At 36.7% G+C, this 18,779-nt stretch carries 18 protein-coding genes and 1 tRNA gene; 4 read left to right on the top strand and 15 right to left on the bottom strand.

All coding sequences use genetic code 11. The features are described from left to right. Window positions 1-58: 58 nt before the first annotated feature. Window positions 59-1,066, bottom strand: coding sequence for a 5-dehydro-2-deoxygluconokinase (iolC, locus tag OK414_RS02325; protein ID WP_034654613.1), 1,008 nt, complete (start codon window positions 1,064-1,066; stop codon window positions 59-61). Window positions 1,067-1,144: 78 nt separating this feature from the next. Beyond that, window positions 1,145-2,167 (bottom strand): inositol 2-dehydrogenase, encoded by a 1,023-nt coding sequence (gene iolG / locus OK414_RS02320; RefSeq protein ID WP_034654616.1) that lies wholly within the window; start codon window positions 2,165-2,167, stop codon window positions 1,145-1,147. 428 nt (window positions 2,168-2,595) lie between these two features. Here iolG and OK414_RS02315 point away from each other — a divergent pair, with 428 nt between their 5' ends. After that, on the top strand, window positions 2,596-3,876 hold the full coding sequence (locus tag OK414_RS02315; RefSeq protein ID WP_016762910.1) for an MFS transporter: 1,281 nt from the start codon (window positions 2,596-2,598) through the stop codon (window positions 3,874-3,876). 63 nt (window positions 3,877-3,939) lie between these two features. Here the strand turns inward: OK414_RS02315 and OK414_RS02310 are convergent, their stop codons facing one another. Together OK414_RS02310 and OK414_RS02305 are read right to left on the bottom strand one after the other, a co-directional pair. Continuing rightward, window positions 3,940-4,938, bottom strand: coding sequence for a LacI family DNA-binding transcriptional regulator (locus tag OK414_RS02310; protein ID WP_034655319.1), 999 nt, complete (start codon window positions 4,936-4,938; stop codon window positions 3,940-3,942). A gap of 138 nt (window positions 4,939-5,076) precedes the next feature. After that, complete coding sequence (locus OK414_RS02305; RefSeq protein ID WP_034654619.1) at window positions 5,077-6,408, bottom strand: prolyl oligopeptidase family serine peptidase; 1,332 nt, start codon at window positions 6,406-6,408, stop codon at window positions 5,077-5,079. Window positions 6,409-6,678: 270 nt separating this feature from the next. On the opposite strand from OK414_RS02305, the gene OK414_RS02300 reads away from it, so the two are divergent. Continuing rightward, window positions 6,679-6,888, top strand: a complete 210-nt coding sequence (locus OK414_RS02300; protein ID WP_016762907.1) for an alpha/beta-type small acid-soluble spore protein — start codon at window positions 6,679-6,681, stop codon at window positions 6,886-6,888. Window positions 6,889-7,115: 227 nt separating this feature from the next. On the opposite strand, the gene OK414_RS02295 is transcribed toward OK414_RS02300, so the two are convergent. The 4 genes from OK414_RS02295 to OK414_RS02280 form a co-directional block, all read right to left on the bottom strand. Next, a complete protein-coding gene (locus OK414_RS02295) occupies window positions 7,116-7,343 on the bottom strand; it encodes a hypothetical protein (RefSeq protein WP_013055216.1) in 228 nt (75 codons plus the stop codon). A gap of 75 nt (window positions 7,344-7,418) precedes the next feature. Continuing rightward, a complete protein-coding gene (locus OK414_RS02290) occupies window positions 7,419-7,910 on the bottom strand; it encodes a general stress protein (protein ID WP_263045985.1) in 492 nt (163 codons plus the stop codon). Between the two features lie 174 nt (window positions 7,911-8,084). Then, complete coding sequence (cls, locus tag OK414_RS02285; protein WP_034654626.1) at window positions 8,085-9,536, bottom strand: cardiolipin synthase; 1,452 nt, start codon at window positions 9,534-9,536, stop codon at window positions 8,085-8,087. Between the two features lie 478 nt (window positions 9,537-10,014). Continuing rightward, complete coding sequence (locus tag OK414_RS02280; RefSeq protein ID WP_263045986.1) at window positions 10,015-10,845, bottom strand: GNAT family N-acetyltransferase; 831 nt, start codon at window positions 10,843-10,845, stop codon at window positions 10,015-10,017. 148 nt (window positions 10,846-10,993) lie between these two features. Between OK414_RS02280 and OK414_RS02275 the strand changes: the two genes are divergently transcribed. Together OK414_RS02275 and OK414_RS02270 are read left to right on the top strand one after the other, a co-directional pair. Beyond that, window positions 10,994-11,167, top strand: coding sequence for a hypothetical protein (locus OK414_RS02275; RefSeq protein ID WP_013081589.1), 174 nt, complete (start codon window positions 10,994-10,996; stop codon window positions 11,165-11,167). Between the two features lie 160 nt (window positions 11,168-11,327). Further along, complete coding sequence (locus OK414_RS02270) at window positions 11,328-11,864, top strand: SH3 domain-containing protein (RefSeq protein WP_013081588.1); 537 nt, start codon at window positions 11,328-11,330, stop codon at window positions 11,862-11,864. Window positions 11,865-11,917: 53 nt separating this feature from the next. Here OK414_RS02270 and OK414_RS02265 read toward each other — a convergent pair whose 3' ends face one another. The 7 genes from OK414_RS02265 to OK414_RS02230 all read right to left on the bottom strand — a co-directional run bounded on the left by OK414_RS02265 (window position 11,918) and on the right by OK414_RS02230 (window position 18,690). Further along, on the bottom strand, window positions 11,918-12,046 hold the full coding sequence (locus tag OK414_RS02265; protein ID WP_013081587.1) for a YjcZ family sporulation protein: 129 nt from the start codon (window positions 12,044-12,046) through the stop codon (window positions 11,918-11,920). Between the two features lie 229 nt (window positions 12,047-12,275). Then, window positions 12,276-13,037 (bottom strand): D-alanyl-D-alanine carboxypeptidase family protein, encoded by a 762-nt coding sequence (locus OK414_RS02260; protein ID WP_263045987.1) that lies wholly within the window; start codon window positions 13,035-13,037, stop codon window positions 12,276-12,278. 207 nt (window positions 13,038-13,244) lie between these two features. Further along, window positions 13,245-14,726 (bottom strand): LysM peptidoglycan-binding and 3D domain-containing protein, encoded by a 1,482-nt coding sequence (locus OK414_RS29885; protein WP_319638199.1) that lies wholly within the window; start codon window positions 14,724-14,726, stop codon window positions 13,245-13,247. Between the two features lie 278 nt (window positions 14,727-15,004). Then, on the bottom strand, window positions 15,005-16,777 hold the full coding sequence (locus OK414_RS02245) for a PHB depolymerase family esterase (RefSeq protein WP_034654641.1): 1,773 nt from the start codon (window positions 16,775-16,777) through the stop codon (window positions 15,005-15,007). Between the two features lie 248 nt (window positions 16,778-17,025). Continuing rightward, on the bottom strand, window positions 17,026-17,523 hold the full coding sequence (locus tag OK414_RS02240) for a GNAT family N-acetyltransferase (RefSeq protein ID WP_013081583.1): 498 nt from the start codon (window positions 17,521-17,523) through the stop codon (window positions 17,026-17,028). A 345-nt stretch (window positions 17,524-17,868) separates the two neighbouring features. Then, window positions 17,869-18,474, bottom strand: a complete 606-nt coding sequence (locus OK414_RS02235; RefSeq protein ID WP_263045988.1) for a hypothetical protein — start codon at window positions 18,472-18,474, stop codon at window positions 17,869-17,871. 139 nt (window positions 18,475-18,613) lie between these two features. Further along, window positions 18,614-18,690: transfer RNA gene (locus tag OK414_RS02230), tRNA-Met, on the bottom strand. Window positions 18,691-18,779 lie beyond the last annotated feature (89 nt).

The raw sequence follows: 18,779 nt of genomic DNA, 5'->3' as shown, positions 1-18,779 counted from the left end.
TTACCTCATTTTAATAAGCTGCTATTTCTTTAATCTCTCAAGATTTTCCCTTTTTTTATTAAGCTTCCTGCAAAACTTCTGTTGCTGTCTCCATAAAGTTGAAGAGCTCAACCCTTGTCGGCATAGCATCTGAACAGCTGTGTTTTGAAATTACAATCGAAGCGGAGGCACCCCCCAATCGCATTGCCTGTGGAATTTCCAGCCCTTGCATCAATCCGTAAATAAAGGCTGAAGCATATGAATCACCAGCGCCAAACGTTTTCAGAACTTTTGTTTTAAATATTCCCCCGCGGTGAGACTTACCATCTCTTGTATAGGAAATAGACCCTTCTCCACCGTGCTTAATCACGACGATTTGAGCATGGTGAGAAAACCAGCGCTCTGCTGTTACTTGATCATTAGATTCTTTATAATTTAAAAGTTTTTCCATCATGTCAAACTCTTCTCGCGTACCAATAATTACATCTGATTTTTCAGCGGCTAAATTAAAATAGACTGCCGTTTCAGCTTCCGATTCCCATGTATATGGCCGATAGTCGATATCAAAAAACACTACAACTTCATGCTTGCGTGCGTGTTCTAGTGCTAAAAACACTGCTTCACGAGAAGGACTTTGCGCAAGAGCCGTTCCAGATATTAAAAGTGCCTTTGACTGTTTGATATATTCTTCGGATACTTCTGTAGGACTTAGCTTTAAATCCGCTACGTTATCACGATACATTAAGATGCTGCAATCTGTAGGGCTCTTGATTTCCGTAAAAGCAAGCCCCGTTACCGCCCCCGTTTTATCAACAACAATGCTATCTGTATTAATCTTATTTTTTTGCAGATAATCCGTAATGAAGCGTCCCATTTGATCATCTGATACTTTTCCGATAAAACCGGTTTTTAAGCCTAGCCTTGCTGCTCCAATCGCAATATTAGCCGGAGAGCCTCCTACATATTTAGTAAATGTTTTAGTCTCTTCCATTGGACGCTGTGTTTCATTTGCATTTAAATCAATACACAAACGGCCAACAGCGATGAAATCTAACCCACGGTTTTCTTTAAAAACAAGCGGATTCATCTTTATTCCTCCTTAGTTAAGCGCTTTCCTAAAAAGGCGAAAAGAGCAAATATTCTCTTTCAGCCCACATTTCTATCATTAATTCACTGCGTATTTTTTATGTTCAATCTTCACTGGCTGCCCGGATAGTAAAGATTCTTTTGCTGCTTTAGCAATTCGTTCTGCTTGTAACCCATCGTTCCCTGTACAAATAACGCTTTGTTTTTCCATAATTGCTCTTGCAAATTGTGTCACTTCCGCTATGTAAGCTTGTGTATAGCGCTCAAGAAAGAAATACAGCGGCTTCTCTTTAACTACACTGTCGCCTGTTGATATTTCTACTGTAGTAGGACGGCAATTGTCAGCAGCAGCTGCACCTTTTTCACCAAAAACTTCAAGGCGCTGATCGTAACCGTAGACAGCTTGACGACTGTTATCGATTACACCTAAAGCTCCATTTGCAAATTTTAATGAGACAATTGCCGTATCTATATCCCCTGCTTCTTCAATAGCAGGATCGATGAGCGTCGTGCCGTAAGCCAATACTTCGATTACTTCACTGTCCATTACATAACGAGCCATATCAAAATCATGAATCATCATATCCATGAACAATCCTCCTGAAGCGCGGACGTATTCAGGACTCGGAGGCTGAGGATCTCTGGAGGTGATTTTTAAAATGTGCGGCTGTCCTACTTCTCCTTGCTGTACAAGATCATGCACTTTTTTAAAGTTGGGATCAAAGCGTCGGTTAAAGCCAACTTGAAGCTGCACGCCATGTTCTTTTACTACTTCTAACGCTTGGATTGTTTCTTCTACTGAAAAACTAACGGGCTTTTCACAGAAAATATGCTTTTTCGCTCGAGCTGCTTCTTTAATAATCGATGCGTGCGTATTCGTTGGCGAACAAATGAAAACGGCATCAATTTCTGGATCAGCTAATAAATCTTGATAATTTGTTGTTAACGTCGAAATTTCTTTACTTGTAGCCCATTCATGTAAATGGTCTACTACCACATCTGAAACCGCTTTAATTTTTATTTGCGGCATTAATTTTAAATTATCAACGTGTAATTTCCCTATGCGTCCAGCACCAATTATTCCAATTGTAAGAATCCCCATCTTATTTTCCCCTTTAATTAAAAGTTAAGAAAACATTCGCTCAAACCTCTATATAGGTTAAGCGCTTTCCTGATTCCAATTATACATAACGTTTTCTGAAATGCAAACAGTTTTTATAGATTATTTAGAATATTTATTTTTTAGCAATCTAAATTCATACTATAAAAAACTATTTTTATTTTTTATCTATTCATCGATGAAACTAAATAAATTCTCAATATTTAAGTATTTTTATCATGAATTCAGTAATTATTGCCTTACATACTAATATTTTTATGATTAAAATAATTTAATTGAAAATTATATATATTTAAAATTTTAATTGACGTTCAAAAAATGTAAGCGTATACTTTTTATCAAATAGATTAAGCGCTTAACCAAATTAGTTTGATGTTTTACACAAAATAATCGATCTGGTGGTGTGGAAAATGAATGAATTTATTTCCAGAAAAACGGCTTTAGACAGGATTGGCATCCCTTCTCATTTAACGTGGGGATACATAGGTATTATTGTTTTTATGATTGGCGATGGTTTAGAACAAGGATGGTTATCTCCTTATCTTGTAGAACGAGGTTTAACCATTGAACATGCTGCTTTACTGTTTACTGTTTACGGCATTACGGTCTCCGTTTCTTCCTGGTTCTCCGGCGTATTGGTTCAACTGTGGGGTCCTAGAAAAGCAATGGCATTCGGCTTGATCTCCTTTATTATTGGTTCAATTGGATTTATAGGTTTAGGACTTCATATTATGAATTACACAATTATACTAATTTGTTATGCTCTTAGAGGGTTTGGTTACCCTTTATTTGCTTACTCATTCTTGGTCTGGGTGTCTTACCGCACGCCCCAGGAAATGCTTTCAAAAGCAGTAGGCTGGTTTTGGTTTGTTTTCCAGCTCGGATTAAGCGTAATCGGAGCCTTTTACTCAAGTTATATGGTTCCAAAAATTGGAGAAATCGCTACCTTATGGAGTGGTTTACTTTTTGTTTTGATCGGTGGAATCTTTTCAATTATTATGAATAAAGACAAGTTTACCGTACAAAAAGTAAACGATAATAAAACAAAAGAATTAATGAAAGGGATTACAATTGCATTTGAGAACCCTAAAGTAGGAATCGGCGGCATCGTAAAGATTATTAACTCTGCTGCTCAATTTGGATTTGTTGTTTTCTTGCCAACATATATGATGAAACATGATTTTACGATGAGTGAATGGTTGCAAATCTGGGGTACATTGTTTTTTGTGAATATGGCTTTTAATATTATTTTTGGTATTGTTGGAGATAAGTTTGGCTGGGTAAATACAATCAAATGGTTTGGCGGAGTTGGATGCGGAATTGTAACACTTGCTCTCTACTATGTACCGCAATTCGTCGGACATAATTATTGGGTAATGATGATTGTCGCATGCTGTTACGGGGCAACACTAGCAGGTTATGTCCCTCTTACAGCGTTAGTGCCTTCTTTAGCTCCGGAGAATAAAGGAGCTGCAATGTCTGTGTTGAACTTAGGATCTGGACTTTCTGCTTTTGTAGGTCCTTTAATTGTGACCGTTTTTATTGGTCTTTTGGGCACGAGCGGCGTAATTTGGATCTTTGCTTGCCTATACTTCTTTGGTGCTTTTCTAACTGGTTTCCTTACGATTCCAACAGAGACAACTATTAAAGGCGAAACAATAAACGAAGTCAAAAGTCCGGTCTCTCTATAAATATGCTTAAGAAGAAAAAGCTGCAGGTGTCTCAACACCTGCAGCTTTTTTACCTTCTCTATTTTATAACTTTTTTACCGACGCACGTTCTACTAGTTCGGGAATAATCGTTACTCGCTGTTTCGCATGCTCTTCTTTTTTCATAGACTTTAACAGCTGTTCAAACGTACTAGTAGCCATCTGAGAAATGGGTTGTTCAATCGTTGTCAAACCGGGCTCAGCAATATCGGCATAAATCGTATTATCAAATCCAATTACCGATAGATCTCCGGGGATCGAAAGCCCCTGCTTTCTTGCCTCGTTTATGAGCGATACCCCAATCAGATCTGTACATGCAAAGACTGCTGTTGGCCTATTAGGCAAGGAAAGCAGCTGTTTACTTGCTCTCCTGCTATCTTCTACTGTTGAATAACAGCTGATAATGGATTGATTTTCTAGTGATAAATTTGCTTCTGTGAGCGCTTGTTTAAATCCCTCTAATCGTCCCTCACTGCTTTTTCTATCTTTTTCAGTCATAATCGTTACCGATTGATGACCTTTTTCTATTAAATACGTACCTGCGATATATCCTCCGCGAACGTTATCAATTGTCACTACATGCGTTGAGATAGAAGGATGGTCAACTGAAAACAATACAAGCGGTACATCATGCTTCACGATCTTCTTTACGAGCTTCGTATCATTTAGTTCGGTTGCGATAATGATTCCATCTACTTGTTTTTTAAATAAAAGATCTATATATTCATGCTCGCGCGCAGTTTGATGATCTGTACTGCATAAAAAAAGCGTGTATCCCGCTGCTCTAGCACTATTTTCAAAAGCTCTTGCTACCTCTGCAAAAAAAGGATTCGAGATATCAGGAACTAGAACACCGATTGTGTACGTCTTTTTTCCTGTTAACGCCGCTGCCACACTGCTAGGCTGATAATCTAATTCCATCATTACTTCATTCACTTTTTTTATCGTTTTTTCACTAATACGGCCTGTTTGATTGATTACTTTGGATACAGTGGCTATTGATACCCCTGCTTTTTTCGCAACATCGTAAATGGTTGGTTTCACTTTCACTGTTCCTTTCTTCTTGATCTCTTTCCTTATTTTATCACGAAAGTATTCAATCGTTTATTTTAGATACAATCTTTCGTTTTAAAAGAGAAATAAAAAAGCTGTTCAATGTGCAACAGCTTTTTTTTAAAATGATTAATTTTTCAACGATTGTTTGCTTATCCATTCCATTATGCTTGTTGTGCTTCCGTTTATTTTAGCGTTGGGTTCATTATTATACAGATATATCCAAGATGAATGCCCGTTATACTGATAGGGCGAACCATCATTATTTTTATACAAACCTGTGGTGTCATGGACATCCTCAAATAGTGATAAATAAACATTATTTGAATGGCTTTTCACCAAACGTTCATAAGTTGGAAGAGTGTTAATTGTTGGCGGAAGGACCGTATCATTCTTGGCGGCTACGAACCAAATAGGTGTTTGTTTCATCTTTTCAATATCTTGATTCGTAATTAATCTATCATTTAGTCCTTCACATACTGGAAATGCTGCTGCAAAGTATTTTGGATAATCACGAATCATAAGCATAGTCATATATCCGCCGTTAGATGCTCCTCCGATATAGATTCTATTGGGATCAATATCAGGGTTTTTAGAAACATATTCTTCAATTAAGGCCATCAGTGATTCTTTATAAATAGAAGTTCCATCCGCTTTACCCGTATAACCATCCATCCATTTTGTTGGCGCTTGCGGTACTAAAACGTAGGCACCTTCAAAATAAGCCTGAGTTTCTTTTGTGATAAAACTAACAGCTTTATTGGCAGATAAGGGAATTGTTGCATCTGTTCCTCCCTCTCCTCCACCATGTAGCCAAATGATTAATGGGTTCTTTTTCTTATCCTTTGCCGGCGCATGACTTGCGTATGCTAATTCTATATTTTGATATATACCTTTTTTAATTGTAAAATCATCTACGAGTTCTTTTTTCTCTCCTGCAAACTGTTTCACTACAAGCCCTGACAACTTTCCTTTATTTGTTATTATGTCTTTTTGCTGAGTAATGGTATATTGACTGTCTATCCATGCATTTAACTCTGTACCATATTCATCGTAATTTAGTGGTGCTCCTAATGAAACAGCTGGTCCAACTTCCATTTCTAAAACTGCATATTTTCCAGTATGTACGGCTGGTTGTCCATCTTTATCAGATACATAGGCTTTTTTTACTGTACGATCTCCTTGTTCCAATAACGACGGTTCTAATCGACTATCACTTCGAGCCACATGCACCTTAAACGTTTCTTTTGTAAGTGAATTGGTTGGAACAGGTTCACCTAAGTCAATAATAATTTTTGTGATCGCCGCTCCCCAGTCATAAATCTCTGTCACTGTACGATAGGATGTAGCTTTTTCGTGCGTCTGCTTCGCCAGCGCTGCTTTCTCATAAGAGAGTACAATGCCAATTGCTAAACTCAATGTAATAGCCAATAGTACAGACTTTTTTAACCTTTGATACATAGCAAATCTCCTCCTTTTAAATAGAATAGGAATATTAACATTCTCCTTCTATCTTAATCGTTTTGTAACCGCTTACTTTCTTGTGTTCTATTTTACTTGCCCCCTCTCTCTTTCTACACATAATTATTTTCCGTTACCTAGCGGAAACTTTTGGTTCTTTATTCCAATAAGCATATTCTATAAGTCCTTGAAAAAATTTTTTTATTTTATGTATAAAAACTATCTATTAATCAAATCATAATCTTAACCTTATAAAAGGAGTTGATTATGATGGCAAACAGCAGAAATAAGAGCAGCAACGAATTAGCAGTACACGGTGCTCAACAAGCAATCGATCAAATGAAATATGAGATCGCTAGCGAATTTGGCGTAACTCTTGGTCCTGACACAACTGCACGCGCAAACGGCTCAGTAGGCGGCGAAATCACAAAACGTCTTGTGCAAATGGCTGAACAGCAACTTGGCGGCGGACGTTTCTAAATCACTGTCATAAGCAATACGGCTGGAGGAAGAGCGAATGACCGTTCTTCCTTTTCCCATTTTTACATAATCTCTTATCGCGTTTCTTCTTCTCTATATGTATCTAAAACAAAACCTCTCCATAACGTTTACGTTCCGTTATATAAGGTTCTCTTTCTCTCACAATAGATTGTTTATGATAAAACATAAAAAGAAGTCCCTTTTATAGGAACTTCTTTCATCTCACTCTATAAATGTGCAAGCTCTTTAGATATCTTTTCGGTCTTTGCTTTTAGCTGCTCTTGCTGACCTTCTAAGTCAGCAAGAACAGCTAACACTTCCGTATTCTCTGGTTCTTCTTCATACTGTTTTAACGTAGCAACAAGAGACTGTGAAACTTTGATGAGCTCTTGATTAACTTCTTGCTGCTGTTTTAAATAGTCAAGTTCATATTCCGTTTTTTCTAGATTTCTCATCGGTCCCCTTCCTTTCGTTAACTAGCTTTTATTTAAGAACGCAGTCTTTTATTATCGCATTTGGTTACTTCAACATTACCTTATTTTATTTTCGTGATTGCCGTATAACATTTTTTCATTCATTGGGTCAGCTGATTTTTCAGCAGGTGTCACTGTTTTTCCTAGAGCTGAATTGTGTTTATCATGCTCAACTGCGTCTATCATCAGCAAAACTTTTCCTTTTTTAAGATCAGATACATATGAGGAAGCTTCTGCAGCAGGTACACCATATTCGGTTAATTGATTTTCGATTCGATTAACATCTTGATCCATTTTTTCTTCAGACGGCGTAAAAGCATTTTTTATTTTCTCCATAAAGGATTGATGGTGCTTTGAGTGTTCATCTGTATCAACTGTTTGCACATCAATTCCTGCAGAATGCTCAATCGCTTCTGTATTTTCATGACGCAGACCACTGTTTGTCAAGACAGAAAGTGCACTGTCCGGATATCCCTGTGTTTTTAAATTTCGAATCGCTGTAATAACCGCTGCCTCTGAATCATACGTACCTACTACATTTTTTGTCATTTTCTATTCCTCCTAGGTATTATCATTTTTTAGCTTGTTATAGTATTAATACCCTTGGATTTTTTGGTAAAACTTTTTAATTTTATCTCTCGCTCTCCTTACAAGGAGAAACCAATAAAATAACAGACCTGAATCTAAAAATTCAAGTCTGCTTCATGATATCAATGATTTGTATTATAAAATTGGTGACAGTAAGCGAGATACCGCTTCTTTAAATTTTATAAGAAGAGAGCGCTCTTTATATCGTTCGAGCGTTAATTTTGAACTGTATTGCACATCTTCAAGAAACAGGTTCTGCAACTTTTTGGCAATAGGCTGGTCATATACAACTGCATTCACTTCAAAATTAAGACTGAAACTTCGTGGATCAATATTCGTCGTGCCTACAGAAGACACTTCATTATCTACTACAATCGTCTTAGCATGCAAAAAGCCTTTTTCATAGAGATAAATATGTGCACCATACGTCAGCAGTTCGCCTACGTGAGACCACGTAGCCCAATAAACAAAAGGATGATCGGGTTTGTTTGGAATCATAATATGAATCTCTACTCCAGATAATAAAGCAATTTTACAAGCATCCATAAAGCTTGCGTCTGGAATAAAGTAAGGCGTTTGAAGGTACACACTTTCTTTGGCCGACATAATCAATGAGATATACATGTTTTTTAGATGCTGAGTAGTCGAGTTTGGCCCGCTTGCTACAATTTGTACAGGAACCGTTCCAGAATGAGTTTCTGTACGATGCAAAAATTGTTCCAGTTCAATTGGTTGTTTTGTTGCTTGATGCCAATCTAAAATGAACCTCCCTTGAATATCGTTCACTGACTCTCCTTTAATGCGAAAATGAGTGTCTCTCCAATAACCCATTTTTGGATCTAACCCTAAATATTCATCTCCTACGTTAAATCCTCCTATGTATGCTACTTCACCATCAATAATACAAAGCTTTCGATGATTTCGATTGTTAATCCGAAAATTAATTAAGCGAAGAATTGAAGGGAAAAATGCCTGTGCTTCGCCGCCATATGAAATAAGCTCCTTAAAAAATGATGGCGTCATTTTTCTAGATCCTACTTCATCATAAAGAACACGAACTTTTATGCCTTCTTTTGCTTTTTTTGTTAGCTCATCTCTTAATTTTTTCCCAAGATTATCTCGTTGAATAATATAATATTGAATATTAATTTCTTTTTTAGCATTTCGAATGTCCTCAAACAATGCATCAAATTTCTGATTACCATCACTAAAGATATCAATTTCATTGTCAGTGCGCACGAGTGACTTAGAAGAATTTAAATTGGTGAACAGCAGTTTATTATGTTGAATCAATAAATCATTTCGATATTCATGGGTAGCTTTAAGTTCTTTTAATTGTTCATCTACTGAAGATCTTAAATATTCCCGCTCATCAGATGATAACTTATAAAAGTTCTTCTGTTTTAGCTGTCTTCCAAAGAATAGATATACAATAAAGCCGACAATCGGTATAAAAAATAAAATAAGAAGCCACGCCCATGTAGATCCTATATCTCTTCGTTCGATGAAAATAAGAATACCGGCTAATAAAACATTAATAGCTGTTACAACAGATACACTTAGTGTAAAGATATGGGCAAATTCCATTCGTTTACTCCTTTCTTTCTACTGCATTGCTTTATTAACTCATTTCCGTTTTTAACGCTTTCATTCACTTTACTATACATAACACAGATCGCTTCCTTTTTCATCTTTAGTATCCAAATTTTATTGTTTTTTTTATTTTTTGCTATACTAAAAATGTAAAATATTTCTTTTTATGGTGTATTTAAAAAAAGGAGGAAATAATTTGTTTTTTCCTTTTATTTTTCTTAGCCTCATCAATGTATTTATCAGTATTAGTCTGGGGTATACGGCTTATCAATTGTTTAGAAAAGCATTTATTGGAGGTATTCTTACGTGTATCCTTGTTTGCAGCGCTCCTATCATGTTTGTATGGCCTTCCCTGTTTCTATCAACGGGCATATCACTTTTTCTCTACTTTCTCATTATTTACTCAAAAAAGCACATATCATCTAATATATAAATAAAAAACACGAAAATCTAAGATTTCCGTGTTTTTTATCTACAAGTTGTATACGTAATAATCTTGCACGTGATATGAATTGAAACCGCATGTTTCGTAGAGTTGCAAAGCGCGTTTGTTTTTCGCTTCAACCTCAAGAAATATATCATATCCTAGCCGAAGCTGCTTTAAAACAACTTGTTTTAAAGCAGCTTTTCCTATTCCCAATTTTTGATAAGAAGGTAAAATACCAAATCCATAAATCCATGCTTCGCTTTTATTATAAGATACCCTTAACTTTCCAACCGCTTGACTATTGTACTCTACAATAAAATGGTTTTGCTGTTCTTTCGTTTTCGTTTGTTCATAATAAGCAGCTGCTTCTGTTAAAGACATACCAAAGCATTCCACATCAACTTGCATTTCCATTTTCATATCGGTATCTGATTGGGAAGAGCGAAGTGTAACAAAGGGATTATCATCTTCCAATTCTTTTTTTGTCCACTTCATTTGATATTCTGAAAAAGTAAATGAACATGGAATTTGCTTTAAGAACTCCCTGCCTGAAACCGAATCGCCAGGAGCATTTAATAAAATCTCTGTATACCCACGCTTCTTACATATATGTAAAGCTTGAGAAAACAGCTTTGAAAAAATCCTTTTTCGGCGATAGCTAGGAGCGACCATTCCGCATATTTCTACTGTATTCCCAAACCCATAAAGACCAATAAACCCAACAAGCTGATTATCTTCATAATGAAAAAAATCGTTAACTTCATTTTGGTTTCGACTTCGTAACATATCAAAATTCAGCTTCAGCTCTATGTGCTCTTCTTGTTCGCAAATAGACTGTAGCTTTTTTATATCTTCTAACACATGTTGTTCTAACATAAAACGCCCCCTGCATTCTTCTTTTTATTATAAGTTCGGCTTTATTTAACTTTTTCCTTTCATCTTTAGCACAATAGTCGAATAATTATAGGGTAAAAGCAAGATCAAAAAGCATATAGAGTAATCAAACTAAATAGGCGGGGTGCTTATGAAAAAGACCATTTTGATAAGTTTTATTGCACTAGTTGCTTTAACCATTATTTATTGCCTGCAGAAAGAATTTATTTTCGCTTTAGCTTTGTGGAGCATTTATGGAACAGTATTATCTGTTTTTGTATATTTTTCTTTTTACAAATCAACGGAAGATCGCGAGGAGGAGTAACAATAAAGCTATTAAAAGGTCGGTGAAATAAACTTTTTTACAGACCTTTTATAAATTTACAACTGGGATATATGTTGGTAACAACTTAGAAACAAGTAACCCTTATTCTTAGTGTTATAGAAAAGTTATTATCTATTTCACTAAGGAGTTGGATATTTGTATGAAGACAATTACAAAATCTATATCGGTTTTAGCATTAGCAGCGGGCTTTACTTTTTCATCTCTATCTGGAACACTGCCATTCACTCACGAGCAAACAGCAAGTGCAGCAGAAAAAATAAACGCACCGTTCAGCGTATATGAAGTGACCGCAAACGTACTCAATATACGTTCAAAACCTAGCACTCAGGGAAAGATTCTTGATACATTAAGAAAAAAAGATCAAATTGAAGTAGTCAAGTTTGTAAATGCAGACTGGGCTGCCATTAAAATAATTGGCGGCACCGGATATATCAGTACTTCCTATTTAATGAAAGTCCCTACTACTGTTCATACAACTGCTAACCTTAATTTACGCACAGGGCCTAGCACAAGCAACAAAGTTGTAACAACTATTCCTAAAGGAAAAAGCCTCAGCTTCTTAGCTTGGGGCTACTCAAAAGATAAAAAGCTTTCATTTGATTGGGCTTTTGTAGAATACAACGGTTTTAAAGGATATGTAAGCACTGCGTACTTACAGTTACCTACTTATAGATAAAAATAGATAACTCCCTTGAATTATTTCAAGGGAGTTTATTTATGGACACCTTATTAATAGTGCCCTGCCCATGAAGCACCGATGATAATTAGTAAAATAAATAGCACAACGATTAGCGCAAAGCTACTTCCGTGACTTGATCCGTATCCGTACCCATAACCATAACCTCCGTAAAAACTCATTTTCTTTCACCTCCCTTTTTTGTAGAATATGTGAAGGGAAATGAAAACGAACATGAATATTCTTTATCACAAAATTCATTATAATTTATAAACGTTAACTCTTTTACTAGTAAGGCATAGGATATATCATCCCGTGCTTCATCTCTACATCTTTCCCTCGTTCCCCCTTTTAAAGTAAGAGTATATTTCAGCAATACAAAAAAAGAAGAGTTTATATAACTCTTCTTTTTTATTGAACCAGATTATCAACTTGCATGTAGTCATTATAATATTCTTCTAACGTAATTCCTTTCTTAGACACCTTAGAGGCGAGTTCTTTTCCGACAAATCGTATATGCCACGGCTCATATTTATAACCTGTAATCTGCTGCTTTCCTTCTGGATAGCGAACAATGTATCCGTATTTATATGAATTTGCTTCAATCCATTTGGCTTCAGGAGTATCTTTAAAACAATCTTGAGCCGCACACTTACCGGTGCTACTTGAGACATCTATACTTAAACCAGTTTGATGTTCACTGCTGCCTGGATGAGCACTGTAATGATTAGCTGCCGCTTCTCCATCTTGTTTTATATACGCTTGATAAAGAGATTCTTGACGGCTTTGAGAACGATAGGCAGAAACACCGGCTAGGTAAATTCCTTCTCGTTCAGCAGCTGAAAACATCCTTTCTAATGCTTTTGCTGCTTCTGTACGCATTTGGCGCTTTTCAATTTTTTCTTTAAATATAAACCGAACGTCTGGGTATACAAGGTCATTGGGTTCATAGTGATCAGGAAGAAGATTTTGCTTGTTTACTAACACACCAATGGATTCTGTGTTCCCTACAATTTCTATACTATTCTGCTTCTGTTTAGAAGAAGATAAAGGATTATGATCAGACGTATTCAAATGATCATCGTGCTGAAATAATCCCTGATGACCTAGATACGAGAATCCTGCGATAACACCCAGCACTATTAGTAAAGGCATTTTTTTATAAAGTTTCATATTTCTATACTCCTGACATCTTTTCAGCTTTTTAGGACACTCAAACATTGTATATAAATCAAGAAATAATTACTAATATAACAAACTAATTCCTATTATAAATTTTAGTATGCCCGGACCTAATTTTTTCAAACGTTCATTTTAAGCATAAAAAAGAGATGTCTCCTAAAAGACATCTCTCTTTACTTCTATTCTATAAGACTAGTATTAGTCGATAACTGTAATTTTAACTGATCTTCTGCCCCAGTCTTGTGCAGCACTATCTGAAGAAACGAATACATCAATTCGATTTCCTTTAATTGCGCCACCTGTATCTGCTGCTACAGCTTGACCATAACCTTCAACGTATACTTTTGAACCTAATGGAATAACGCTAGGATCAACCGCAATTACTCGTTGATTTGGATTTGATTTTAAATTTACTCCAGTAGCTGTTGTACCACTGCATCCAGCACAGTTAGCTGTATAAGCTGTTGCTTCAACAGTCATAGACTTGCCGCTAGCTTGCTGTTGAGACTGCTGTTGTTGCTGTTGAGCTGCTTGTTGCTGTTGCTGTTGCTGAGCTGCTTGTTCTTTTTGTGCTTGCTCTTGTGCTGCCTGTGCTTGTGCTGCTGCTTGAGCTTGCTCTTGTTCTTTTTGTGCTTGCTCTTGCGCTGCCTGTGCTTGTGCTGCTGCTTGAGCTTGCTCTTGTTCTTTTTGTGCTTGCTCTTGTGCTGCCTGTGCTTGTGCTGCTTGAGCTTGCTCTTGTTCTTTTTGTGCTTGCTCTTGTGCTACCTGTGCTTGTGCTGCTTGAGCTTGCTCTTGTTCTTTTTGCGTTTGTTCTTGTGCTGCTTGTTCTTGCTGAGCTTGTGCCGTTTGAGACTGCTGCGCTTGTGCTGCTTGAGCTTGCTCTTGTTCTTTTTGTGCTTGCTCTTGCGCTGCCTGTGCTGCTTGAGCTTGCTCTTGTTCTTTTTGTGCTTGCTCTTGTGCTACCTGTGCTTGTGCTGCTTGAGCTTGCTCTTGTTCTTTTTGCGTTTGTTCTTGTGCTGCTTGTTCTTGCTGAGCTTGTGCCGTTTGAGACTGCTGCGCTTGTGCTGCTTGAGCTTGCTCTTGTTCTTTTTGTGCTTGCTCTTGCGCTGCCTGTGCTGCTTGAGCTTGCTCTTGTTCTTTTTGTGCTTGCTCTTGTGCTACCTGTGCTTGTGCTGCTTGAGCTTGCTCTTGTTCTTTTTGCGTTTGTTCTTGTGCTGCTTGTTCTTGCTGAGCTTGTGCCGTTTGAGACTGCTGCGCTTGTGGAGCTGCCTTTGCTACTGGCGCACTAGCTGTTTGAGATTGAGCTGCTTGTGCCGTTTTAATTTTAAATTGTTCTCCAGGGAAAACTAAGTCTGATGTTAAATCGTTCCATTCTTTAATTTCTTCTACTGTTACGCCATAATGTTGACCGATTGACCACAAAGTGTCACCACGTTTTACAGTATGTACGATTTCTTTTATGCTAGATAAGTTTAGTGTCTGATTTGGATAAATTAGTGTTGATGTTAAGTTATTAGCATCTTTTAGCTCGTCTACGCTCACATTATGATTTTGAGCGATTTTCCATAAAGTGTCACCTTTTTGTACTTCATACGTTCCGCTTGTAGAGGCAGATGCTGCACCTACAAATCCTGCTGAAAGAATTGCCGTTGTCCCTAGAGTAAATACAAATTTCTTCATTTTCCGAATACCTCCTTATTTACTCAATGACTGAATGATACCACCTGTTCATTTCACTTCCATTACAGGAATATTTTACTTTTATTACGGATTTAATTAATTTTAAACATTTTCTTGTAATATTTCTGACAATTCATTTTTGAATAATGATTAAATTTCATCAAAATCATGTTAAAATTTGAAGAAAACTCTATAAAAAGTTGGAGTTGTATTCGGTGATAAAAGTAACTTATCAGCAAAAAAACCTTCTAAAAGCTAACTGCTTTTAGAAGGTTTTTTTACTTATATGAAACAGTTAAAGTTGGAGCACATGCAGGATTGTCGCCCCCATAAATTTCAACTACATCACTTAAAAGGTCCGCTGGACCTGAGCTTGACAAGCGAAATTGAGTTTTGCCGGTCCTATTCATATATCCCCAAAGTGAGGAAGGAAGTTGAATAGTTGTATATCCATTATTGAGGGGAGGCACTGACATTTGGAAGCCCGCTGAAATAGATGGTGAAGCCTGATAATCTATTTGTTCTAAAGCACTGCTAGTTCCAAATACACCGCTTTTAATATCGCCTTTCAAAGATGAAATATTACCAGTTGAAGATTTGCGATAAATTTTTAAAGATACATCCGTAATGATTGCATCATCAGGTAAAGAACCCGTGTCAAAAGATAAAATGGTTCGGTATGTGTCGGTATTGTACATTCCTTTATCCCCAATTTTATGAATAGAACTACTCATACCGTCAGCTGATAAGTTTCCGATAAATCCATCTTCAGCAGCAAGTGAAGAAAATACTGAAGATTTCTCTGAAGTTCCAGAAATTTGATAAACTTCCGTCTTTACTTCCTCTTGGTTACCCGCTGCGTCTACACTAAAAAACTTTACTGTTTTGTTAGAGTTGATGGTAATAGGCTCAGAGTACTTTAGAGAATTAACAGTTGGTATGCTTCCATCTAATGTATAGTAAGTGGTGGCAGGTTCATTGGTTGATAATGTAACAGAAACAGAACTTCCATACGTTCCTCCCGCTGGTGAAGCAGCTGTAACCGGTGGGGATATATCTCCTGGATTAGGAGCATCGCCATTTTTCGGATGGCTTTTAAAAAAGTTCCAGCTTAATTTAGTTGCATTTGGTCCTTTAGGATCTGTATAAGAACCGGATGTACTTCCCCCTGACCAAGCATGTCCCATTCCTTCTATCATATACTTTTCCATTACTGTTTTTCCTGCTGTATCTTTGTAAATATATTGCGTATAGCTTCTTCCACCAGATACTGTACCTGTTGCAGTTTGATCTGCCGTATCATCAATATTGTTATTATCCAGCCCATCAGACGCTCTATCATTTGTTTGAGCCCATTGCGATAATATTTGATGCGCATTTATAGGCGCAACAGTGTAGTCAGCTGTCCCATGAAACAAAATAACTGGAACCACTCGTTTATGATCTCCCATGGCTGAATAGGCTAAATCTCCTTGTTGGATAGGATTAGGACCTCCACTGCTCATTGCTGTATAAGCACCTGTCACATTAGTCGCTGCTTTATATTCTAAGCCAGCCCCAACGCTGATAGCCGCAAATATGTCTGGATAAGTAGCTCCCATAATAACACTCATAGCTGCACCAGCAGATAGCCCTCCAACAAAGACTTGGTTGGCATCTATTGAATAACTGCTTTTTATTTGATTGACCATTTCAGCAATTAACGCTGGTTCACCGCTTCCCCTTGATTGATGAGCAGTATCAAACCAGTTCCAACACTTATTTGAATTAGCAGAAGAGGGTTGTTCTGGATAAAGAACAAGAAACTTCTCTGTCTCCGCCAGTTCATTCATTTGTGTTCCTGCTGCAAATTGATCAGGGTCTTGAGTACAGCCATGTAGCATAACTACTAGAGGTAAGGCAGCACCTCCCTGATAACTGCTAGGTACATACAGTTTGTATGTCCTTCCGTTATATGTTTTAGAGGTAAAACTTCCTGCGGCTGAAGAAGATACAGCACCTAAAGATAAAAAAAGTATAAAAGTGATCCCTGCTATAAATAATCGTTTCATCTTCCTGCTTCCTCCTTATATTGATATGGTTATACTTAGCAGCAAACGTACATATCGGTATGGTATGGAAATGAATAAGAGTTATTAGTAAGATGATAGCAAGGTTTTATGTAATAAAATTTATATTAACTGCACGATTTGCCTACGGTTATGAGGACGAATAAAATCATTCATCTCCTAAAAAAGAGAACGCTTACATAAAATTGTAAACGATTGTGCCGATAAATACTATAAAAAAGACATACCTTTTAAAAATAGGCCGGTATGTCTTCTATGGATTGCTTACTTAAGTATTCATATTGTGACTCGCTGCAATTTACCATAGCAATGGATTGAGGATAACGTTGTAAATGAGAAGGGAGCTCCTTAAACCCAAACTGATGATAATATTCAGGAAGAATATCGCTATACAGCATAAAAATAGCGCTGCGCTTCTCTATCTTCATCTTTTTAAAAAAGTCTTCAAGCATATCACGGCCATACCCCATTCGTTGATAAAGCTGGTGTACAACAACGGATCCAATACCATGCAAAGCAAACTTTAATCGAGGAGTTTGTAAAAGAAGCAAAATAAATGAACCAATAATTTGATCCTCTTCATTTACGTATACATATCGAATTCCATATGTTTCTTCTTTTTGATTATCTCTCACATACTCTTTATACGTTCTGCCTTTAGGCCATGCGGCATATCCCATTTGATAGACTTCTGCCAATTCTTCAGACTTTATTTTTCTTAATAACATGAACATCCCCTCTTTATTTATAATCCCATACGTCAGCAGACATTTTTTATAAAGTTAAAAATAGTTCCTGTATGTATATATTATACTTCATCCTACGGAAGCTTTCTTGCTCTGAGTGCTATTAACAGCTAATATGTGAGCTACTTTCTCAAAAAACTAGAAAGATTCCTGATAGTTGTTCCTTACTTATAGCAGTCATATAGGTAAAGATACTCTTTATCATTCCATAAAAACATAGAGATGTAAATGTATTTCCAGCTTCATTTAGCATTCATTACGTATTACTCATCAAAAAAAGCATAGAAACTACGTTCTATGCTTTACAGTGAAAGTAATCATCATTTCTTAAGTTTTTTCGTTCTCTACATACTCCACTAGATGAAAGAAAAAACGATATGTAAGAACAAGAACTTCACCTATCGACATTTTTTCATTAAACTCTTTTATAGCATCTAATTCAATATTCACATCCCATAATCCATCTTTATCATTAAATAAAAGCTGGACGCTTGTCGGACTTTCATTAAATTCTTTAGCAAAAAATTGTTTTAGTAAAGAACCGAATTTTTTTTGCATATGTAGCCCCGTTAATACTTTATATGTGCCAAACACATCATCCACTTCAAAAGAACATCCCTCAAGCTTAATAAATTCGAACCATTTTGATTCTACATATAGAAATTCACTTCTGTGTTCTTTCAAGTAAGAAATGGGCGTATCTAAAAACGAAAGAGGAAATTCTTCTGCGATCAGCTCGTCCGTTTCTTTATCTACTCTTTCGATATAAGAATCTTTAAAACGTAAAGATTCCTCTTTTTCTTCTATCATCAGGTTTTGCGGTACCAACTTTTTTTGCAACGCATATTCCTTTTCTTCCTGGTATAGAGATAAAGATTGACCTTGAACGTTCATTTCTTTTTCAATATAAGTTTGAATATTACTTTGTAACATGAAAAAACCTCCTGATTAATCTGCATCACTATCTTATATCATAACCTAAACAAGTGTTTATAAATATAGCCAAACAAAAAATCCTTAGGCTATGCCTAAGGATAATAATGATATATTCAAGTATGTATAAAAGATAATTTGGTTGCGGGGACAGGATTTGAACCTGCGACCTTCGGGTTATGAGCCCGACGAGCTACCGAACTGCTCCACCCCGCGATAATAAAAATGCCTGGCAACGTCCTACTCTCACAGGGACAAAGTCCCAACTACCATTGGCGTTAAAGAGCTTAACTTCCGTGTTCGGT

The sequence above is a fragment of the Priestia sp. JV24 genome, assembly GCF_025910025.1.
GTDB lineage: Bacteria > Bacillota > Bacilli > Bacillales > Bacillaceae_H > Priestia > Priestia megaterium.
The sequence above is the reverse complement of the archived record's forward strand: the minus strand, read 5'-3'. Positions and strand labels throughout refer to the sequence as shown.